The organism is uncultured Luteimonas sp., from assembly GCF_947492465.1.
Classification (GTDB): Bacteria; Pseudomonadota; Gammaproteobacteria; order Xanthomonadales; family Xanthomonadaceae; genus Luteimonas.
In genome coordinates this window covers 852190-874277 of record NZ_CANLNF010000001.1, presented here as the reverse complement: position 1 = coordinate 874277, position 22088 = coordinate 852190, and the positions used below count along the sequence as shown (strand labels likewise).

Sequence of the window (22088 nt, the reverse complement as noted above, 5' to 3'; positions counted from 1 at the left end):
GCGATGGCGGTCACGGTTGGACCACGGTGATGGTGGCGGGCACCGCACGGCCCACGCCGCGGATGTCGGGGCGGTACATGTCCTCGACCAGCGGCGGCGGCACCGTGTAGCTGCCGGGGGTCACCGCACGCACCAGGTAGAAAACGCGCGCGGTGTTGCCGCGGCGCAGGTCCAGCGCGGCGACGTAGCGGTCATCGCGGAACTCCTCGTGGCGCACCGTGGCCGCGCTGGCGCGGTCGCTGATCGCGATGCCGTTGACCACCACGTCCGCCCACTGCTTCGCGTCGCCGAGGTTGAAGTTCTCGATCTCCAGGCCGGCCGGCAGCAGGTCGGTCACCAGCGCGTCGCGCATGTCCACGTCGGCGGTGAGCGTCAGCGCCACGATCAGCGCCTCGCCTTCCTTCAGCGGCGCAGGCGTCCACGGCTTGCCTTCGGTGGTGAACAGGGTGCGCTGGACGCGGACCCGGCTGTCGTCGGGTTCCGGCGCGGACACGGGCACGCCGGCCACGTCGATGCTCACGAACAGCGGCCCCGCCCCTCCCGACTCCGGACTGGCCGGATCGAAGCGCACGCCCTTGGCCAGCGTCGCCGCGTCGTAGCTGCGTCCGACGATGCGCGCGGCGGCCACCGGCTGGCCCACGCCGCCTTCGGTCAGCGTGCCGGAAACCTGCTTGCCCTGCGCCGAGGACAGCGCCTTGCCCAGCCGCGCCAGCGCGATCTGCTCCTGCGTGCTCAGGTACAGCCGGCCGCCGGCGCGGCGCGCATCGAGGTCGCGGCCCAGGTCGATCGCCTTCGCGTCCCATGCGGCGCGGGCCACGCCGCGCTCGTGGGTCAGCGCGATCATCAGGGCGCGATCGCGCAGCTGGCTGCCGTAGTCCCACAGGTAGCGCGGGCGCTCCCCGGGCGTATCGAATGCCTGCTCGATGGCCTTCCCGCCACGCGCCTTGTCGCCCTGCAGCGACAGGGCCAGTCCCAGGTGCGCGACCGAGAGCGCGGTCAGCGCGTCGTCGCGATCGTTGTCGTACAGCGAGCGCAGCGTGCCCAGCGGCGCGCGGTTGACCCGCGCCAGCACGTAGCCGGCGTGGGCCTTGTAGGCGAACCGCAGGTGCGGGCGATGGTCGTGGCCGTAGAACTGCTCGCCGCCCGACAGCAGGTCCTCGCCGAGGCGTTCGAGCGCCTTCTGCAGCACCTGCTCGGGCACGTTGAAGCCGGCCTCGCGCGCGTCGAGCAGGAACTCGACGATGTACGGCGTGAGCGCCGGATTGACGTCGCCGTCGCTGCCCCACATCGAGAAGTGGCCCGAGCGGACCTGCATCGAGGCCAGCCGCCCGAACGCGCCTTCCACGTACTGGCGCCGCTTCGACGCATCCACGTCGCGGATCCCGAGCATCGCCGCCGTCGCCTCGTCCAGCTGCAGCGCCGCATAGCCCTTGCTGGTGGTCTGCTCGGCGCAGCCGTAGGGATAGTCGAGCGCGCCGCGGATCGCGCTGGCGAAGGGAATCGGCGGCAGCGCGCTGACCGTGAACTGGGCGAGCACCGAACCGGCCATCAGCCCCTGCGCCTCGGATCCGTCGAGCGTGACCGGCACGGGCGAGGCCAGCACCTCGGTGCGCGAACGCAGCACCGACGGCCAGGCCGGGCGCACCGGAAGGTCGTAGCGGCGATCGACCCTGGCGCCGTTGCCGTCCACGCGCACGCGGACCTTGGCCACCTCGTAGCCGGTGGTCGCCGACAGCGGGAAGCTGAGCGTGGCCTTGCCGTCGACCGCCAGCTCCACCTCGCGCCTGCTCTCGCCCACATCAAGCGGGCCCATCCCGTCCACGCGCACGTCGAAGCGGCCGGCCCTGCCGGTGAAGTTGGACAGGTCCAGGGTGACGGTGGCACGGTCGCCCGGCGCCAGCACGCGCGGCATGCTCGCCTCGGCCACGATCGGCGCGCGCGCGACGGTCTCCACGGCGCGGCTGCCATAGCCGTCGGCCGAATACACCAGGGTCGACACGCGCAGGGTGCCGTTGAAGTCCGGCACCTGCAGGCGGATGCGGGCGTTGCCGCCGGCATCGAGCTTGACCGGGCCGGAGAACAGGTCGACGGTCTGCACCCGCGCGGTGGGCCGGCGCGCCTGCGGCATCGCCGCCAGCGCCATGTCGCCGCCGAAGCGCAGCCGCGCCGTGCCGCCCTCGAAGCTCTCGATGACCCGCCCGTACACGTCCCAGGCGTCCACGCCGAGCCGGCGCTGGGCGAAGAAATGCGCGCGCGCGTCGGGCACCGGATAGCGGGTGATGTTGAGGATGCCCACGTCCACCGCCGACACCGTGGCCCAGGCGTCCTTGCCGGCCAACTGCGGCGCGCTCAGCACCACCTGCACCGGGCCTTCCGGAACGATCCGCGCGGGCACTTTCAGGCCCACCGCGATGCGCCGGTCGCGCCGGTCCATCGGCACGTGCGCCACGCCCACCGCGCGCGCGGGCGTGATCCGGCTCGCGGCGCTGCCGCCGCGGAACACCAGCGCGGTCACGTACACGTCGTGGCGTTCCCAGTCCTCGGTCACCGGGATCTCGAAGCTGCTGCCGGCCTTGGCCTCGATCTCCTGCACGTACAGCATGCGGTCGCTCTCGACCATCAGCAGGCCCTTGCCCGGATGCGGCGGCGTCACCGTCACCTTCATCCGTTCGCCTGCGCGGTAGGCCGTGCGGTCGAGTGCAAGCTTGACCTTGTCCGGGCGCGCGTCGAGGCCGCGGTTGCCATCGCCCCAGCTCCAGCCGGCGCGGAAGGGATAGCGCGTGACCAGCTTCGTTTCCGGATCCAGCACGTCGATGCGGTACTCGCCCCACTCGACCGGGAAAGCGAGCCGGCTGGCGGTCGCGGCGCTGTCGATGCTGCGCGTCTCCACGTTCTCGAAGCGGCTGGAATACTCGAACTCCCAGCCGCCATCCTCGTCGTGGCGCCAGTGGTAGTCGCGGTGCTCGCGCACCAAGGTCACCTGCAGGCCCCTGGCGGGCCGCGGCTTGCCGTCGCTGCCCACGCGCAGCAGCTCGAAGCCGGGCGTGCTGTTGGCGTCGGCACCCTCGGCGTCGTCGAACAGCGGGCGCACGCCCACCAGCGCCTGTGCCGGCCACAGCACGCGCCGCAGCGTGCGGTTCACGCTGCGTCCGCCGCTCTCGTACAGGCTGCCGGACACCACGGCCGCGATCGGTGTGGTCGGCTTGATCTCCTCGGGCAGCGCGATGTCCAGCGCGAGCCTGCCCTGCGCGTCCAGGCTGGCATCGACCACGTCCTTCGCTTCCTTCGGAAGCTGCACCGTTGGATCGCCGAAGAACCAGCCGGGCATGCCCTCGAGCGGATGCTGCTCGACGGCGACAGCCAGCCTGGCGGTGAAGCGGTTGCCGGCGGCGGGCGCGCCATACAGGTAGGCGCCGGTCGCCTGCAGCTTCAGCGGCTCGCCGGGACGCAGCAGCGGCGCGGCGTCCAGTTCGAGCTTCATGCGTTCTGGCAGGAACTCCTCGATGCGCAGGGTCATGCCCTGCACCGCCTCGCGGCTCGACGGATCGGTGCGGAACTCGACCTGCCAGCGGCCGGTCGGTGCGTCGGCGGGCACGTCCTTCTCGAAGCTGTAGTAGCCCAGCGCGCCGGCCTGCAGCCGGGTCTCGAAGAAGGGCTTGCCGTCGGGCTGCTTCAGCCGCACGAACAGCGACTGCGCCTTGCCATCCTTCGCGGCGACGGGACGGCCGTCGTGGTCGCGCAGCAGGGCCGAGACGCGCACGGTCTCGCCCGGCCGGTAGAGATCGCGACCCGACCAGGCGAACACGTCGAACCAGCTCGCAGCACGCCCGGACACGGCGAATTCGGACAGGTCCAGCGCCGGCTGGTTGAATGGCAGCATCGCCACGTCGCTGCCGCGGCTGGCCACCAGCACGTGGCCCGCGTCCATCGTGTAGTCGGCCATGGCATTGCCGTTGGCGTCGGTGCTGGCGCGGTACACGGTCTCCCCCCGCGCATCGAGCACGCGCAGCTCCGCGCTGCCGATCGCCGCGCCATCGTGCAGCGAGGCGGTATGCACGAACAGCTTGTCCTTGTAGGCGCGGGCGTGCAGGCCCATGTCGCTGACGGTGAAGTAGGCGGTCTCGAACTCGTCCTGGAACGATCCGGTGCGCTTCATCACCGCGAAATACAGGCCGGGTTGCTGCAGTTCGGCGATGTCCTGCAGCGGCAGGTAGGTCAGCACGCGCTCGTTGCGCTCGCCGCCCAGCACGAAGCGGTTGACGTAGACCGGCTCGGCCAGCTGCGACATCGGTGTGCGGTCGTTCCAGCGGTTGTCGAGCTCCCAGCTGCCGCGGCGTCCGCCGCGCTGGAACTCGGCGAAGAACTTCGGCAGCGAACCCTCGCGCACGCGCAGGAACTCGACGTCCACCTCGGCCACGTTGACCGACACCACCGGCAGGCCGCGCGACTCCTTCGCCGGCAGCATGCTGCCCTGCGAGGCGAAACCGACCACCGGTTCGAGCTCGCCGGTATAGACCTTCTGCTCCAGCGCGACCGGGAGCTTGCTGCCGTCGGCCGCGGTCAGCTCGCTGGAGATGCGCAGCGTGTAATGCTGGTCGGGCTTGACGTGCGGATAGCGCAGCACGGTCCCCGCTTCGTCCAGGGTCCAGCCGCTGGGCTCGGCGATGGTTTCGGCGAAGGTGACCAGCTTGTCGAAATCCTGCGTGCCCACCAGCGGCTGCGAGAATTCCAGCGCGATCGCCAGGCCCTCGTTGGTCTGGTCCGGCCAGGCGCGCACGAGGCCGAACCCCTCGATCTGCTCGCGCTGTGCCTGGATCGCCTCGCCGCTGACCGCGGGCAGCTGCCCGGACTCGTTGCGCTTGCAGCCGGCCAGCGTCGCCAGCAGCAGCAACAGCGCCATGGCCACGCCCGCATATGCGCGCATCCACGTCCCCTTCCGCATCGGTTCGTCGCCCATCGTCTGCTCCCCTGGCTGGCGCCAGTATAGGTTCGGGTGCGCCGCGCGGCACCGGATGCGCGCTTCGGGCGCGCTCGCGTGCTCCGCGCCCGCGAGTCATGGCTGCCCTCGTGCCGTCCCGATGTTCGTTGCCGCCGTGAACGGGCTCGCCCGGACCCGCGCTGTCCCGACCGTGCCGACGCACCCGGCCATTCCGGTATCCGTCTACCGCTGCGCGCGCCGCGCCTGCATGGCAATGCCAGTGTGTTGTCGCGACTCGCCATCTCACGAACGGAAAAGCCCGCCAACGGCGGGCTTTTCCACATCCGTAGGGGCGCCTGGGCGTCAGGCTTCCGGACGCACCTCGGCATCGCCTGCGGGAGCCACCGAAGCCGCTTCCTCCGGCTCCCCGAGCGAGGCGTCGACGCGCTCGATCGCCTGCAGCGTTTCGCCCTCGCCAAGCCGGATCAGGGTCACGCCCTGGGTATTGCGGCCGACCTGCGAGATCTCCGAGGCCCGCGTGCGCACCAGGGTGCCGCCGTCGGAGATCAGCAGCACCTCGTGCTCGTCCGACAGCTGGATCGCGCCGACCAGCTTGCCGTTGCGGGCCGTGGTCTGCAGGGCGATCACGCCCTGCGTGCCGCGGCCCTTCTTCGGGTACTCGTCCAGCGAGGTGCGCTTGCCGTAACCGCGCTCGCTGGCGGTCAGGATGTCGCCCTCGCCCTTCACCACCACCAGGCTGCACACGCACTCGCCCTCGGCCAGGCGGATGCCGCGCACGCCGGTGGCGGTGCGGCCCATGGCGCGCACCGAGGCTTCGTCGAAGCGGACCGCCTTGCCGTTGCTGGCGAACAGCATCACGTCGCGGCTGCCGTCGGTCAGCTCGGCGTTGACCAGGGCGTCGCCCTCGTCGAGGTTGATCGCGATCTTGCCGCGCGCCAGGCGGAACGCGAACTCGGTGAGCGGCGTCTTCTTCACCGTGCCATGGCGGGTGGCGAAGAACACGAACTTGTCGGCTTCGTATTCGCGCACCGGCACCACCGCCTGCACCTTCTCGCCTTCCTCCAGCGCGATCCAGTTGATGATCGGGCGGCCGCGCGCGTTCGGGCCGGCGTCGGGCAGCTGGTGCACCGGCAGCCAGAACACGCGCCCGGCGCTGGTGAAGGTCAGCAGCGTGTCGTGGGTGTTGACCAGCCACAGCTGGTCGATGAAATCCTCGTCCTTGGTCGCGGCCGCGTTGCGTCCGCGGCCGCCGCGCTTCTGCGCGCGGTAGGCGGTGACCGGCTGGCGCTTGGCGTAGCCCGAATGCGACAGCGTGACCACCACGTCCTCGGGCGCGATCAGGTCGAGGATGTCGAGGTCCTCCTCGCTGGCGCGGATCTCGCTGCGGCGTGCGTCGCCGAACTCTTCCTTGACGTTGCGCAGCTCGGTGCGGATCACCTCCAGCAGCACTTCGGGATCCTCAAGGATCTCGATCAGGGCGCGGATGGTCTCCAGCAGCAGGCGGTATTCCTCGGTCAGCTTTTCCTGCTCCAGGCCGGTCAGCCGGTGCAGGCGCATCTCCAGGATCTGCTGCGCCTGGGTCTCGGTCAGCTGGTAGCCGTCGGCCAGCAGGCCCACGCCCTTGGGCAGGTCCTCCGGACGCGAGGCTTCGGCGCCTGCGGCTTCCAGCAGCGCGCCGACCAGGCCAGGCTGCCATACGCGGGCCAGCATGCGCTCCTTGGCGACCGCCGGATTCTCCGACGTCTTGATCAGCTCGATCATCTCGTCGATGTTGGCGAGCGCGACCGTCAAGCCTTCGAGGATGTGGGCGCGGGCGCGCGCCTTGCGCAGCTCGAAGATCGTCCTGCGCGTGACCACCTCGCGGCGGTGGCGCACGAAGGCCTCGAGGATCTCCTTGAGGTTGAGCAGCTGTGGCCGGCCGGCCACGATGGCCACCATGTTGATGCCGAACACCGACTCCATCTGCGTCTGCAGGTAGAGGTTGTTGAGCACCACCTCGGCCGAGTCGCCGCGCTTGATCTCGATGTAGATGCGCATGCCGTCCTTGTCGGACTCGTCGCGCAGTTCGCTGATGCCCTCGAGCTTCTTCTCCTTCACCAGCTCGGCGATCTTCTCGATCAGCCGCGCCTTGTTCACCTGGTAGGGAATCTCGGTGACGATGATCGACTCGCGGCCGTTGTCGGCCACTTCCACGTCGCACCTGGCGCGGATGCGCACGCGGCCGCGGCCGGTGCGGTAGGCCAGATGGATGCCGCCGACGCCGTTGATGATGCCACCGGTGGGGAAATCGGGGCCCGGGATGTATTCCATCAGGCCGTCGATGTCGATCTCGGGGTTGTCGATCAGCGCGATCAGCGCGTTGACCACCTCGTCCAGGTTGTGCGGCGGGATGTTGGTGGCCATGCCGACCGCGATGCCCGCCGAACCGTTCACCAGCAGGTTCGGGAAGCGCGTCGGCATCACCGACGGCTCGAGTTCCTTCTCGTCGTAGTTGGGCTGGAAGTCGACGGTTTCCTTGTCGATGTCCGCCATCAGCTCGTGGGTGATGCGCGCCATGCGCGCCTCGGTGTAACGCATCGCCGCCGCGGAGTCGCCGTCGACCGAACCGAAGTTGCCCTGTCCGTCGACCAGCATGTAGCGCAGCGAGAACGGCTGCGCCATGCGCACCAGCGTGTCGTAGACCGACTGGTCGCCGTGCGGATGGTATTTACCGATCACGTCACCGACGATGCGCGCCGACTTGTAGTACGGCTTGTTGCTGTGCGCGCCCAGCTCGTTCATCGCGTGCAGCACGCGTCGGTGCACCGGCTTCAGGCCGTCGCGGACGTCCGGCAGCGCGCGCCCCACGATCACGCTCATGGCGTAATCCAGGTAGCTGCGCCGCATTTCGTCTTCGAGGTTGACCGGGATGATTTCCTGCGCGAGATCGGTCATCGAGTTGCTTGCGTCCTGTGTATGCCGGGCTTCCCCGTGGCTGCAGGCGCAACCACCCGGAAAAACGTGCCTGCGAGGCCTCTCGGCCACGCCGGAATCAATCGCGGAATGCTATCACGAAAGCCCTGTTTTTGCCAGCAAATTCCGGCGCAAAAACAATCACTTGCGGCCTTCCTGCCGCGACGCGGAAGCGTCTGCGTCGACGACGCGGCGACATGAGCGGTGGCGACTGGATTTCCGGTGGCGGGTGGTTCCGCGCGCGCAGCGTCCTACAGGCGGTTCACGCCGCCCGCTGGCTACGGTCCGCAGGAGCGATCCGCGGCGGTCGCGCGTGGTCGGCGCCGGGCGCTCAGGCGCCGAACAGCGCCCGCATCGATGCGGCGTCGGGATGCTCGACCACGCCCTTTTCCGTCACGATCGCATCGATCAGTGGGGCCGGGGTCACGTCGAACACCGGATTCCAGGCCGGTACGCCCTCGGCCACCGTGCGCTGGCCGCCGATGCCGTACAGCTCGGTCGGGTCGCGCTCCTCGATTTCGATCAGATCGCCCGAGGCCGTGTCCATGTCGACGGTGGAGGACGGCGCCACCACCATGAACTTCGCGCCGTGGTGGCGCGCGGAGATCGCCAGCTGGTAGGTGCCGATCTTGTTGGCGGTATCGCCATTGGCGCAGATCCGGTCGGCGCCCACGATCACCCACTGCACCGCGCCGGTCTTCATCAGGTGCGCGGCGGCGGAGTCGGCGATCAGCGTGGCCGGGATGCCGTCCTGCATCAGCTCCCAGGCAGTCAGGCGCGCGCCCTGCTGCCAGGGGCGGGTCTCGCCGGCGAACACCTTGCCGATCCTGCCTTCGGCCACGCCGGCGCGGATCACGCCCAGCGCGGTGCCGAAGCCGGCGGTGGCCAGCGAGCCGGTGTTGCAGTGGGTGAGCACGCCGCTCCCCGTCGCGATCAGCGAGGCGCCGAGCGTGCCCATGGCGTGGTTGGCCGCGAGATCCTCGGTCTCGATCGCGCGCGCCTCGGCCTCCAGCGCCTCGCGCCAGTCCATGCCCTCGCCCGCCTGCGTGCGCACCAGCGCCGCGCGCATGCGCGCCAGCGCCCAGGCCAGGTTGACCGCCGTGGGACGCGCGGCGTTGAGCCGCTGCAGCGCAGGTTCGAGCAGCGACGCGGCCTCGGCCGCGTCGTCCACCCCGATCCCGCGCGCGGCCAGTACAGCCCCCCAGGCGGCCGAAATGCCGATCGCCGGCGCGCCACGCACCGCCAGCGAGTGGATGGCGGCCGCTACTTCGTCGCTGCTGCGGCAGTCCAGGTATTCGACCGCGAACGGCAGCTTGCGCTGGTCGAGCAGTTCCAGCGCCTCGCCGGTCCAGCGGATCGGGCGGATGCGGTCGTAGCGGGCGTAGTCGATGGTCTCGGTCATCGCGCCATTCTAAGCGGTGTCCGGCGCACGCCCTTCAGGCGTGCCCGAAGTCGTAGGCCAGCACGTCGGCGATCGCATCGGTGCCCAGCATCGCCATCAGCAGGCGGTCGATGCCCAGCGCGACGCCGGCACACTCCGGCATGCCGGTGGCGAGCGCCCCCAGCAAGGCGCGATCGATGGGCGGCTGCACCAGGCCGCGGCCGGCGCGCACCGCGTGGTCGCGTTCGAAGCGCGCCTGCTGCTCGGCCGCGTCGGTGAGTTCGTGGTAGCCGTTGGCCAGTTCCAGCGGCCCGAGGTAGAGCTCGAAGCGCTCGGCCACGTCGACATCGCCGCGGCGCACCACCCTGGCCAGCGCGCATTGCGAGGCCGGATAGTCGTACATCGCCAGCAGCTGGCCGACCGGAAACGCGGGCTGGATGCGGTGGGTCATCAGCAGGTCGAGCCAGTCGTCGCGGGTCAGGCCTTCGGGATCGATGTCGCCGCGGAACGCCGCCTGCAGATCGGCGAGCGGGGCGCTCATCGGATCCAGGCCCAGCGCCTCCTGGTAGACCTCGCGGAACGATGCGGTGCGCAGGGTCGCGCCGCGCCCGACCAGGGCGAGCGCGGCCTGCACCAGCGCCGCGGTCTCCTCGATCAGCGGCGCCAGCGTCCAGCCGACGCGGTACCACTCGAGCATCGTGAACTCGGGATTGTGGCGCCCGCCCGCCTCGCCATCGCGGAACACGCGTCCCAGCTCGTAGCAGTCGCCGATGCCCTCGGCCAGCAGCCGCTTCATCGGGAACTCGGCCGACGTCCGCAGCCAGCGCGTGCGCGGCGCGCCCCCGGTGCGGCCGCCGAACTCGACCGTGAACGAGGCGATGTTGGGCTCGGTGTTGCCGGCGCGCGACATCACCGGCGTTTCGACCTCGAGCACGCCACGGGCCTCGAAGAAGCCGCGCACCAGGCGGTTGAGCCGCGCGCGCAGGCGCAAGGCGTCGTGGCTCACGCCGCGGCCTGCGGCAGCGCGAGGCTGAGGATGTCGCGGTCGTCGTCGCGGAAGCCGCAGCGCAGGTACAGCGCCTTCGCGCGCGGGTTGTGCCGGTTCACTTCCAGCCGCACGACTTCGGCACCCCGGTCGCGGGCCCAGTCGCAGGCCGCGGCGAGCAGCGCGCCGCCCAGGCCGCGGCCGCGTGCCGACGGCTCGAGGTAGAGCTCGTCGAGCAGCACGTGGCGGCCGCCCTGCTCGATGCTGAAGCACCAGCCCAGCACGAGATAGCCGACGCGGACACCCTGCGCCTCGGCGAACAGCACCACGCCCAGCGACGCGTCGGCCACCAGCTGGCCGAGGCCGCGGCGTACGCGCGGCGCATCGAGCGGGATGCGATCCTCCGCGTAGAACCGCTGCAACATCTCCATGAGCGCCGGCAGGTCGTCGGGCCCAGCCGGCCGCAGCGACAGCGCGTGTTCCCCACCGCTCACGCGTGCGTGTCCAGGAACGCGAGCAGCTGCGCCTCGTCCCAGATCTCGATGCCCAGCTCCTGCGCCTTGGCCAGCTTGGAGCCGGCGGCCTCGCCGGCCACCACCAGGTGCGTCTTCTTCGACACGCTGCCGGCGACCTTGGCGCCCAGCGCTTCGAGCTTCTCGCCAGCCTCGTCGCGGCTCATCGCCGCCAGGCTGCCGGTCAGCACCACGGTCCGCCCGTCGAGAGGACCCGCCGCACGCACCACGCGCGCCGGGGCCGCTTCCAGCAGGCGCCGCATGGCCGTGTCCGCGGCGCGCAGTTCGGCCAAGGCGACTGGATCGGCGAGATACGCCGCCAGGTTCCCGGCGCCCGCCGCGGAGGCGCCGGCCCCGGCCCAGCCGCTGGCATTGGCACGCAGCAGCGCATCGAGGGTGCCGTAGGTGTCGGCGAGGCGCTCGGCGCTCTTGCCGCCGAGCTTGTCGACCGGCAGCGTACCGAGCAGGTGCGCCAGCCCGAGCCGCTCGCGCAGCGCTGCCGACGGCGCCGCCTCGTCGCTGAAGGCGACGCCGGCCTCGAGCAGCGCGTCCACCACCGCCGCATTGCCGGGCTGCTCGAAGAACGTGGCGATCGAACGCGCGACCTCGGCGCCGATATCCGGCAGCGCCTGCAGCAGCACGGCCGGGGTGCTGCGCACGAAGTCCAGCGAGCCCAGCCACTGCGCCAGCGACCTGGCCGTGCTTTCGCCCAGGTGCGGGATGCCCAGGGCGAACAGGAAGCGCGGCAGCGTGGTCGCCTTGCTCGCTTCGATCCCGGCGACGAGATTCTCCGCCCAGCGCGTGGCCAGTTTGCCCGTGGTGTCGACCGACAGGTGCGCGCGCAGGAATGCGGCGTGCTTCCAGTCCTGCGCCGCATCGCCCAACGCCTGCTGCCCGGCGATATCGAGCGAAAGCGCGCCGCGGCTGTCGGCGACCGCCGTGGAAAGGTCGGCAGCGGTCGCCGCGTCGAGCGCGGTCTTCATCCGCACCAGGTCCTCGACCGTGAGCGCATACAGGTCGGCCGGCGAATGCACGAAGCCGAACTCCACCAGCGCCTCGGCCTGGCGGTCGCCCAGGCCCTCGATGTCCATCGCGCGCCGCGAAGCGAAATGCCGCACAGCCTCCTTGCGCTGCGCCGGGCACGACAGCCCGCCGCTGCAGCGCCAGGCGGCCGCGCCCTCCTCGCGCACCAGCTCCGATGCGCACACCGGGCACTGTCCGGGCATCGTCCACGGCACGGCACCGGCCGGTCGACGCTCCTCGATCACGCGCACGATCTCGGGAATCACGTCGCCGGCGCGGCGCACGATCACCGTGTCGCCCTCGCGCACGTCCAGGCGCGCGATCTGGTCGGCGTTGTGCAGGGTCGCGTTGGTGACGGTGACGCCGGCCACCTGCACCGGCTCCAGCCGGGCCACCGGCGTGATCGCGCCGGTGCGGCCGACCTGCACCTCGATCGCGCGCAGCACGGTGGCCTGTTCCTGGGCCGGGAACTTGTGCGCCAGCGCCCAGCGCGGCGCGCGCGATACGAAACCCATCTCGCGCTGCTGGTCGTAGTCGTCGAGCTTGTAGACCACGCCGTCGATGTCGTAGGGCAGCGCGTCGCGCTGTGCGCCGATGCGGCGGAAATACGCCAGCAGGCCCTCGAACCCGGTTGCGGTGTCGACCTCCGGCGCAACCGGGAAACCGAACCCGCGCAACAGGGCCAGGGTCTGCGAATGGGTCTCGGGCAGTTCCAGCCCGCGCACCTCGCCCACGGCATAGGCGAAGAACGCCAGCGGGCGGCGGCGCGTCACCGCCGGATCGAGCTGCCGCAGCGATCCGGCCGCGCCGTTGCGCGGGTTCGCCAGCAGCTTCTCGTTGCGCTCCAGCGCCGCCGCGTTCCATGCCTCGAAGGCCTTGCGCGGCATGTAGATCTCGCCGCGGACCTCGAGCACCGCCGGTGGCGGCGCGTCGCCGGCGCGCAGCTTCAGCGGCACCGCGCGCACCTGGCGCAGGTTGGCGGTGACGTTCTCGCCGGTCGCGCCGTCGCCACGGGTGGCGCCCTGCACGAACACGCCATCCTCGTAGCGCAGGCTGATCGCCAGGCCGTCGAGCTTGGGTTCCACCGAGAACACCGGCGCGGCGACGCCGAGCTTCTGCTCGATGCGGCGTTCGAAGTCGGCGACCTCGGCATAGCGCACGCGGTCGTCCGCATCCTCGGCCACGCCCGCGGTCTCGAAGGCGTTGGCCAGCGACAGCATCGGGATGGCGTGGTCGACTTCGGGAAAACCGCCGTCGGGCCGGATGCCGACGGTGCGCGTGGGCGAGTCGTCGCTGGCGAGCTCGGGATGCGCCGCTTCCAGCGCCTCGAGTTCGCGCATCAGCGCGTCGTAATCGGCGTCCGGGATCGACGGGTCGTCGAGCACGTAGTAGCGGTGGTTGGCGTCTTCGATGCGCGCGCGCAGCTCGGCGACGCGGGCGGTGGCGGCGGGGTCAGGCATGTGCGGGATTGTAGGATGCGGCGCCGGGTTTGGCTGTCACGGGCGCTGGTACGTGGCGACCTGAAGGGGCTCACCGCGGCCGGCCGGCTTCCTCCGCGAATGTCCTCCAGGCGTCCGCCGGGACGCAGCGCCCGCTTGGCTGTCATTGGCGGTGGCGCGCGGCGCCCTTGTCTCTCGACCTCCATCCGCAACCGCAACCGAATCAGGGCAACGCACCGCTCTGCAGGTATCGCGGACGCAGAGCGCTTTCTCGATCCGCAGCCGAGTCCCGCCGCGGGCGGTGGGCCTTCGCAGCAAAATCAAGGAGGAGGAATCCGCCTTCGGGCGGATTCCGGGGGACATTTGCGGAGAAGGCCCGCCGGTCGCGGCGGGGCCCTTCAGTCCACGACGTCAGTCAGGCAACGTTGTGGCGGGGACAGGACTCACCAGCGCGGGCTGCGCGTCACCGGCGGGACTTCGTGCTCGCGGTCCCAGGCGCGCATTTCGTCGCGCAGGCCGGCGATGCGCTGGCGGCCCAGCGCGTTGCGCGATTCGTCCAGCAGCACGCCATCGAGCAGCTCCGACATGCGCTGCGCGGCCGGGAGCATCGCGTCCCAGGCGTCGAGCGCGCTCACCGGCGCAGGCAGGGTCAGGAAGAACGCGATCGCGGGGGTTTCCAGCGACTGGATCCCCGACATCTCGAAACTGCCGGGCTTGCGGATGTTGGCCACGCTGAAGATCGGGCCACGCTCGGGATGGCTCTCGACCAGCCGGTGGAACACGTTCATGTGGCCGTAGGTCAGGCCGGCCTTCTCGGCGGCGACCACGATGTCGGGCCCGCGCAGCACCTGCCCGGCGCGCGCGGCGACATACAGCGTGATGATCTTGTCGAAGTCCTCGCTGACCCGCTTGCCCAGCTCGCTGTTGGGCGAGGCCGCGCCGACGCTCTCGTCGAGCAGGTCCATCTCGGTCTGGACCAGTTCCTCGCCGGCCGCGGCGGGCGCGTCGGCCAGTTCACGCTCGATCTGCGCGCCCAGCGTGGGCTCCACGCGGGCCGCGTCGGCCGCCTGCTCTTCGCGCGGCAGGCGACGGCCCTGGCGATGTCCCTGGCGCGGCCGGGTCCCGAAGTACCAGATGGCGGCCAGCAGGATCAGGCCAGCGACGAGGATGCCAATGCGCAGTTCGGTCATGCATGTACTCCGGGGCTGGTGCGGGGCCTCACGCGGCGCCGGCCAGGCGCGCAGCCTCGGCCAGGTCGACGGACACCAGCCGGCTGACGCCGGGCTCGCGCATGGTAACGCCACTGAGCTGCTGCGCGGCTTCCATGGTGGCCTTGTTGTGGGTCACGAACAGGAACTGCACCTGCTGGCTCATTTCCGAGACCATCGCGGTGAAGCGGCCGACGTTGGCCTCGTCCAGCGGCGCGTCGACCTCGTCGAGCAGGCAGAACGGCGCCGGGTTGAGCTGGAAGATCGCGAACACCAGCGCCACCGCGGTCATCGCCTTTTCGCCGCCCGACAGCAGCGAAATGCTGCTCACGCGCTTGCCGGGCGGCCGCGCCATGATCGCCACGCCGGTGTCGAGCAGGTCTTCGCCGGTGAGCTCGAGGTAGGCGTGGCCGCCGCCGAACAGGCGCGGGTAGATCTCCTGCACGCCCGAGTTGACCCGGTCGAAGGTGTCCTTGAAGCGGCCGCGGGTCTCGCGGTCGATCTTGCGGATCGCCTCTTCCAGCGTCTCCAGTGCGGTGGTCAGGTCGGTGTCCTGCGCGTCCAGGTAGTCCTTCCGCTGCGCCGCCTCGGCGTGCTCCTGGATCGCGGCCAGGTTGACCGGTTCGAGCCGGCGCAGCTTCGCGTCGAAGTCGGTGACCATCTTCTCCCAGGCCGGCGCGGTCGCGTCCTCCGGCAGGCCGGCGATGGTCTCGTCCATCGCGAACCCGGCCTCGGCCACCGCCGCGGCCAGCTGCCCGGCGTTGATGTCCAGCGCCTGCTGGTCGAGCCGGCGCTGGGCGATCGCCTCGCGCTGGGCCAGGGCCTGCTGCTCGCGCTCGTGGCGCGTGCGCTCGAAGTTGCGCAGGTCGTTGTCCACGCCCTCCAGCGCCGAGCGCGCCGCCGCCAGTTCCTTCTCTGCGATCACGCGCCGCTCCAGCGCGGCCTGGCGCTGTTCCTCCAGCGCGACCACCGGGGCGTCGCCCTCGGACAGCTGCGAGGCCAGTTCGCCCAGGCGCGCGTCCAGTTGTCCACGCTGGCCGCCCATGCGCTGCAGCGCCTGGGCCAGGGCCACGACCTGGGCACGCTGCGATTCCAGGGTCAGCGCGAGCGCGTGCGCGGTATCGCGGGTTTCGCGGGCGGCGGCGCGGGCGGCATCGCGCGCCTCGACCAGGCTGCGGCGTTCGGCCTCGAGCGCGCCACGCGCGGCCTCGAGTTCGGCCATGCGCGCCACCGCGTCCTCCAGCCTGGAGCGGGCTTCGCGCGCCTGCGCGGCGCTGCCGTCGATGGTCTCGACCAGCTGGCCGAGTTCGGCCTCGATCTTCTCGATGCGCGCGCGGGCGTTGTCCACCCGGCCCTGCTGGCCCTGCAGCTGGCCGGCCAGTTCCGAGACGCTGCGATGGGCGGCGTACAGCTGGCGCTGCGCGTCCTCGCGCTGCTGTTCGGCCTGCAGCAGGCGCTCCCGGCCCGAGGCCAGCGCTTCCTCCAGCTCGTGTTCGCGCGCCTGCAGCTGTTCGATCGCCGCGCGCAGCTGCTTGATCTCGCGCTCGCGCAGCAGCGCGCCCTGCTTGGCCGCGCCCGAGCGCACCACGCGCACCCAGCCGTTGCCCAGGCGCTCGCCGCCGCGGGTGATCACCGAATCCGCCGGATCCAGGGTCGCCTGCAGCGCCGCGGCTTCGGCCAGGGTCTCGGCCACGTGCAGCCGCGCGAGCATGCGCCGGATGGCCAGCGGGCCCTGCACCTTCGCCGCCAGCGAGGTCGGCGCGAAGTCGGCTGCGCCGGCCTGCGAACCGACCAGCGCGAGCCGGCCCTCGCCCAGGTCGGCCAGCGCCTCGACCAGCGATTCGGGCGACTCGACCAGCACACCCTCGATCAGCTGTCCCAGCGCCCCTTCGACCGCGTTCTCCCAGCCCGGCTCGACGCTGAGCTGCTCGCCGACGCGCCTGGCCGAGTCCAGGCCGTGGCGGCGCAGCCACTCGACCGCGGCGCCCTGCTCCTGGCCCAGCGCGGCGTGCTGCAGCGTCTCCAGCGAGGACAGGCGCCCGCGCGCCTCCTGCGCCTGCTTGCGCACGTCCGACAGCGCGTTCTGGCTGGCGCGCTGCTGGTCCTGCAGGTCCAGTGCGGCCTGCTTGCGGACCTCGAGCTGCTCGTTGAGCCCGTCCAGCGCGAGCTTCTGCTCCTCATGGCGCAGGGCGATGGCCTCGAACGCTTCCGACAGCGCCTCCAGGTCGAGCGCGCCACGCTCGCCGACCAGCTGTTCGCGGCGCAGGTCGGCGTCCAGCGACTGGCGGTCGAGGTAGTCCACCCGGGTGCGCTCGACGTCGCCGGCGCGCGAGGCTTCGTTCTGCTCCCGGTTGTGCGACTCCCAGCGCTGCTGCCAGTCGGCCAGTGCTTCCTCGGCGGCGCGCAGCGCGTCCTGGCGCACTTCGTCGTCCTCGCGCAAGGCCTCGAGCTGCGGCTCGGCATCGGCGATCGCCGCCTGCAGTTCCTCCAGCCGGGACTGGTCGCCGCTGATGTGCGCGCCGATCTCCTCCAGCGCGTGGCGGGTTTCCTCGCGCGCCTTGTGCAGGCGCTCGGCCATCTCGCGCTGGTGCGCGATCTGCTGTTCGATCCGCGCCAGGGTGCCGCCCACTTCGTAGTTGGCCGCCTGCACGCGGCTGAGCGCGGTGCTGGCCTCGTCGCGGCGCACGCGGCCGGTTTCCAGCTCGCGTTCGGCTTCGCGCTGTTCGGCGATCAGCTGCTGCAGGCGGGTTTCCTCCTGCGACAGGCCCTGCCGCAGGGCCTGCAGCTGGGCGTCCAGCGCACGGAACTCCAGCGCCTTCCACTGCGCGTCGCGGATCTTGCGTTCTGCCTGGATCGCGGTGTACTGCTCGGCCTGCTTCGCCTGGCGGGCCAGGTGCTGGAGCTGCTTGCCGACTTCCTCGCGCAGGTCGTTGAGGCGGTCGAGGTTCTCGCGCGTGTGCCGGATGCGGGTCTCGGTTTCCTTGCGCCGCTCCTTGTACTTGGAGATGCCGGCCGCTTCTTCCAGGTAGACGCGCAGCTCCTCGGGCTTGGCGTCGATCACCTGCGAGATCATGCCCTGCTCGATGATCGAGTAGCTGCGCGGCCCGAGGCCCGTGCCCAGGAACAGGTCGGTGATGTCACGGCGGCGGCAGCGGGCGCCGTTGAGGTAGTAGCTGCTCTGGCCGTCGCGGCTGACAGTGCGCTTGACCGAGATCTCGTTGAACGCCGCGTACTCGCCGCCGACGGTGTGGTCGGAGTTGTCGAACACCAGTTCGACCATCGCTTGGGACACCGGCTTGCGCGCGGTGGAGCCGGCGAAGATCACGTCGGTCAGCGAGTCGCCGCGCAGGCGGCTGGCCGAGCTCTCGCCCATCACCCAGCGCACCGCGTCGATGATGTTCGACTTGCCGCAGCCGTTCGGACCCACCACCCCGGTCATGTTGGTCGGCAGGTGCAGCGTGGTGGGATCGACGAAGGATTTGAATCCGGCGAGCTTGATCGTGGACAGGCGCATGCGGCGTTCGGAGGCCCTGGCCGCGCGCGGGACGCGGCCCTTGTTGGTTCTGGCAGAATAATAGGAATGACGTTCAAGTCATTGAATGGACTGGGATCGAGGTGATCCCAATCGCATCCCGACCCGCGAGTATAGCGACCGGCCCGCTCCCCCGTCGCGGGTCCGCGGGCGGCGCCGGCCTCAGCCCGCCGCGTCGGCCAGGCGGCCCAGGAAGGTGCGGCACCAGGTGTGGATGTCGTATCCGGTGATCGGCCGCATCATCGACTCCCAGCGCTCGCGGCGCTCGGCCAGCGGCATGCTGGCGGCGCGGGCAATGGCGTCGGCGACCCCGTCCAGGTCGTAGGGATTCACCAGCAGGGCCGCATCGAGCTCGGCCGCCGCGCCGGCCAGCATCGACAGGACCAGCACGCCCGGATCGTCCGGGTCCTGCGCCGCCACGTACTCCTTGGCCACCAGGTTCATGCCGTCGCGCAGCGGCGTTACCAGTCCGACCGTGGCCAAGCGGTAGAACCCGGTCAGGGTGGGATGCGGGAAATTGCGGTTGACGTAGCGCAGCGGGGTCCAGTCGGGTGCGGCGTGGGTGCCGTTGATGTGGCCGGCGATGCCTTCGAGCTGGTCGCGCAGCTGCTGGTATTCGGCCACGTCGCCGCGCGAGACCGGGGCGATCTGCAGGAAGGTCAGCTTGCCCCGCTCGCCCGGGTGGCGTTCGATGAACCGGCCGAAGGCGCGGAAGCGCTCGGGCAGGCCCTTGGAGTAGTCCAGCCGGTCCACGCCGATGGCAAGCTTGCGCCCGCTCAGGCTGTCGCGCAGCGCGCGCACCGCGGCCTTGTTGACCGCAGCCGCGGACTGCTGGGCGATGCGCCTGGCGTCGATGCCGATCGGGAACGCGCCCACGGCCACCGTGCCGCCGCCGGGCAGCTTCACCGTGCCGTTGGCATCGACCGAGGCGCCGCCGAAGATCCGCGCATAGGTGCGGAAGCGATCGGCGTCGCGCGCGGTCTGGAAGCCGACCAGGTCGTAGGCGAAGAACGTGCCGAACAGGCGGCCGTGCTCGGGCAGCGCCGAGACGAGGTCGGCCGAGGGCATCGGCACGTGCAGGAAGAAGCCGATCCGGCAGCGCACGCCGCGCTCGCGCAGCATCGCCGCGAGCGGGATCAGGTGGTAGTCGTGGATCCACAGCTCGTCGTCGTCGCGCAGCTGGGGGGCAAGCTTCTCGGCGAACAGGAGGTTGACGCGGCGGTAGCCCGCGCGCGTCTCGCGGGCATAGTCGACCAGGTCCAGGCGCGAATGCAGCAGCGGCCACAGGGTCCGGTTGGCGAAGCCGTTGTAGTAGGCGTCGTGGTCGGCGCGGTTGAGGTCCATGGTGACGTAGCGCACGTCGCCGGCCTCCTGCTCGTGCAGTCGGCCGCTGTCCTCGCGCACCACCTTGCCACTCCAGCCGAACCAGAGTCCGCCGCGCGTGCCCAGCGCGGCCTCCAGGCCCACCGCCAGGCCACCGGCGCGGTTCTCCCCCGGCAGCGCCACGCGGTTGGATACGACGACCAGACGACTCATGAGGCCTCCTGCCAGCTGCGCGAAAGCCGCATCGCGGCGATGATCAGTCCCACGTGTGAGTAGGTCTGCGGGAAGTTGCCCCAGGCCTGCCCGTCGTCGAAGGCCAGGTCCTCCGACAGCAGCCCCAGGTGGTTGCGGCGCGCCAGCAGCCGCTCGAACATCGCCCGCGCCTCGTCGGCGCGCCCGGTCGCGGCCAGCGCGTCGATATACCAGAAGGTGCAGATGGTGAAGCTGGTCTCCGGCTCCCCGAAATCGTCCGGCGCGACGTAGCGGAACAGCGCATCGCCGCGGCGCAGCTCGCGGCCGATGGCATCGACGGTGGCCACGTAACGCTGATCGTCCGGCGCCAGGAAGCCGATGTCGGCCAGCAGCAGCAGCGAGGCATCGAGGTAATCGCTGTCGAACGAGGCGCTGAAATGGTTGGCGTCCGGTCGCCAGGCGCGGTCGATGACGCGGGCGTGGATCGCGTCGGCCCTCTCCCGCCAGTACGCGGTGCGCGCCTCCAGCCCCAGCAGCGTCGCGATCTTGGCCAGCCGGTCGCAGGCCGCCCAGCACATCGCGGCGGTGTAGGTATGCACCTCGGCGCGACCGCGGAATTCCCACAAGCCCGCATCGGGCTGGTCGTGCAGCGCCCAGGCGCGCTCGCCCAGCGGTTCGAGGCGTTCGAACGCGGCCGCGTCGCCCGGATGGGCCAGGCGCTGGTCGAAGAACAGCTGGGTCGAGGCCAGCACCACGCTGCCGTAGACGTCGTGCTGCTTCTGCACCCAGGCCAGGTTGCCGCGCCGTACCGGGCCCATGCCGCGGTAGCCGGCCAGGCTCGCGACCTCGGCCTCCTCGAGTTCGGCGGCGAAGTCGATGCCGTACAGCGGCTGCAGGCTGCCGTCGTGGGTGGCGATGTTGTAGATGTAGCGCAGGAACTCTTCCATGCTGCGCGTCGCGCCGAGCCGGTTGAGCGCACGCACCACGAAGGCCGCGTCGCGCAGCCAGCAGTAGCGGTAGTCCCAGTTGCGCGTGGTGTGCGGCGCCTCGGGGATCGAGGTGGTCATCGCCGCGATGATCGCGCCGCTGTCCTCGTACTGGCACAGCTTGAGCGTGATCGCGCTGCGGATCACCGCCTGCTGCCAGTCCAGTGGGATGGACAGGTAGCGCACCCATTCGCGCCAGTAGGCTTCGGTGCGGCCGATGGCCTCTTCGACGTAGCCCGACAGCGAGCGCTGCAGCGGCTCGTCCGCGGCGAACACCTGGTGCACCGGCTCGTTGAGCATGAACCAGGTCTGCTCGCGCAGGAAGCGGATCGGCACGTCGGTGGTCATGCGCAGGGTGAAGCCCGGCAGCAGCCAGCGCATGTGGTTGCTGCCCCAGGTCGATTCGGGCACGCGCGCGCCCCAGTCCGCCAGCGGCCGCGCCCGCACGCGCACCCGCGGGCTGCCGGCCAGCGGGGTGATCCGGCGGATGATAGAGACCGGCCGGTAGATGCGCCCGTTCTGCTTCCAGCGCGGGGCGAAGTCCAGCACCTCGACCGCCCCGCCGTGGCGGTCGTGCAACACCGTGCGCAGCAGCGCGGTGTTGGTGACGTAGTGCTGCTCGCTGCGCTCGAAATCCTCCAGCTCCACCGCCAGGTCGCCGCCCTCGTGCTGGCGCGGCGACAGCAGCGCGCAGAATGCGGGGTCGCCGTCGAAGGCCGGCAGGCAGCTCCACACCACGCGCGCTTCGCGATCGATCAGCGCGCCGAAGCTGCCATTGCCGATGACTCCCAGATCGAGCGTCTGCTGCATCCGTCCTCCTCCGTTCAAGCGCCTGCTCCCAGCCACGCATGGACCGCGGCGATGTCCGGAAGACGATGGCGCGCGACGCTGGCGCGATCGCCCACCAGTACGCCCATCCCGCCATGAGCGTTGACCGCGCGGAAACCATGCTCGTCGGTCAGGTCGTCGCCCACGAACACCGGCTGGCGTCCGCGGAACGGCGCCTCGCCGAGGAACGCATCGATGGCCATGCCCTTGTCGGCGTGGCGCGGGCGCAGTTCGACCACCCTGTCGCCGGGCTGCAGGTGGTAGCCGGGCAGGCGCTGCACGGCCTGCGCGGCAAAGGCCTGCAGGGCATCGGCCGCCGCGGGCACGGCGCGCCAGTGCAGGGCCACCGCCTCGCCCTTGTCCTCGACCAGCGCGCCCGGCCAGGCGGCCGCCAGCTCCAGCGCCTGCAGATGCACGGCCTCCAGCGCCGCGGGCGGCGGCGGCGGGGCCGCCAGCGTTTCGCCGGCGCGACGGCGCTGCAGGCCGTGCAGCCCGGCGGCGGCCAGCTGCAGCGGCGCGAACAGGCGGTCGAGCATCTCCACGCGTCGCCCGCTGACCAGCGCGATCGCGCCGTCCATCGCGGTCGCGAGTACGCCGAGCCGTTCGATCAGCCGGGCCGAGACATAGACCTGTTCCGGATCGTCGGCAAACGGCACCAGCGTCCCGTCGACGTCGAGGAACAACGCCCAACGGTCGGACAGCGGTGGTGGCGGCGGCAAAGTGGGGGGGCCGTCGGACATCATGGCGGCATGATGGCGTGGATCGCGCGCTCGCGCCATGAAGACGCC

At 71.1% G+C, this 22088-nt stretch carries 11 protein-coding genes; all 11 read right to left on the bottom strand.

What is annotated here, in order from left to right; translation table 11 throughout:
* Nucleotides 1-10 precede the first annotated feature (10 nt).
* Nucleotides 11-4924, bottom strand: a complete 4914-nt coding sequence (locus Q0863_RS03885; RefSeq protein ID WP_298575214.1) for an alpha-2-macroglobulin — start codon at nucleotides 4922-4924, stop codon at nucleotides 11-13.
* Between the two features lie 357 nt (nucleotides 4925-5281).
* Nucleotides 5282-7873, bottom strand: a complete 2592-nt coding sequence (gyrA, locus tag Q0863_RS03880; protein ID WP_298575213.1) for a DNA gyrase subunit A — start codon at nucleotides 7871-7873, stop codon at nucleotides 5282-5284.
* Nucleotides 7874-8222: 349 nt separating this feature from the next.
* On the bottom strand, nucleotides 8223-9293 hold the full coding sequence (gene mtnA / locus Q0863_RS03875; protein WP_298575211.1) for an S-methyl-5-thioribose-1-phosphate isomerase: 1071 nt from the start codon (nucleotides 9291-9293) through the stop codon (nucleotides 8223-8225).
* Nucleotides 9294-9327: 34 nt separating this feature from the next.
* Complete coding sequence (epmA, locus tag Q0863_RS03870; protein ID WP_298575210.1) at nucleotides 9328-10278, bottom strand: EF-P lysine aminoacylase EpmA; 951 nt, start codon at nucleotides 10276-10278, stop codon at nucleotides 9328-9330.
* The gene (locus tag Q0863_RS03865; RefSeq protein WP_298575208.1) at nucleotides 10275-10751 is read right to left on the bottom strand and encodes a GNAT family N-acetyltransferase; all 477 of its coding nucleotides are present in this window, start codon (nucleotides 10749-10751) and stop codon (nucleotides 10275-10277) included. The genes epmA and Q0863_RS03865 overlap by 4 nt, the downstream gene beginning before the upstream one ends.
* Entirely contained in the window at nucleotides 10748-13252 is a 2505-nt protein-coding gene (gene ligA, locus Q0863_RS03860; protein ID WP_298575206.1) for an NAD-dependent DNA ligase LigA, read from the bottom strand. The genes Q0863_RS03865 and ligA overlap by 4 nt, the downstream gene beginning before the upstream one ends.
* A 422-nt stretch (nucleotides 13253-13674) precedes the next feature.
* Nucleotides 13675-14421, bottom strand: coding sequence for a cell division protein ZipA (zipA, locus tag Q0863_RS03855; protein WP_298575204.1), 747 nt, complete (start codon nucleotides 14419-14421; stop codon nucleotides 13675-13677).
* Nucleotides 14422-14449: 28 nt separating this feature from the next.
* A complete protein-coding gene (gene smc, locus Q0863_RS03850; protein WP_298575202.1) occupies nucleotides 14450-17953 on the bottom strand; it encodes a chromosome segregation protein SMC in 3504 nt (1167 codons plus the stop codon).
* Between the two features lie 180 nt (nucleotides 17954-18133).
* Nucleotides 18134-19507, bottom strand: coding sequence for an alpha,alpha-trehalose-phosphate synthase (UDP-forming) (otsA, locus tag Q0863_RS03845; RefSeq protein ID WP_298575200.1), 1374 nt, complete (start codon nucleotides 19505-19507; stop codon nucleotides 18134-18136).
* Complete coding sequence (locus tag Q0863_RS03840; RefSeq protein ID WP_298575198.1) at nucleotides 19504-21282, bottom strand: glycoside hydrolase family 15 protein; 1779 nt, start codon at nucleotides 21280-21282, stop codon at nucleotides 19504-19506. The genes otsA and Q0863_RS03840 overlap by 4 nt, the downstream gene beginning before the upstream one ends.
* A gap of 14 nt (nucleotides 21283-21296) precedes the next feature.
* Nucleotides 21297-22040, bottom strand: coding sequence for a trehalose-phosphatase (gene otsB, locus Q0863_RS03835; protein ID WP_298575196.1), 744 nt, complete (start codon nucleotides 22038-22040; stop codon nucleotides 21297-21299).
* Nucleotides 22041-22088 lie beyond the last annotated feature (48 nt).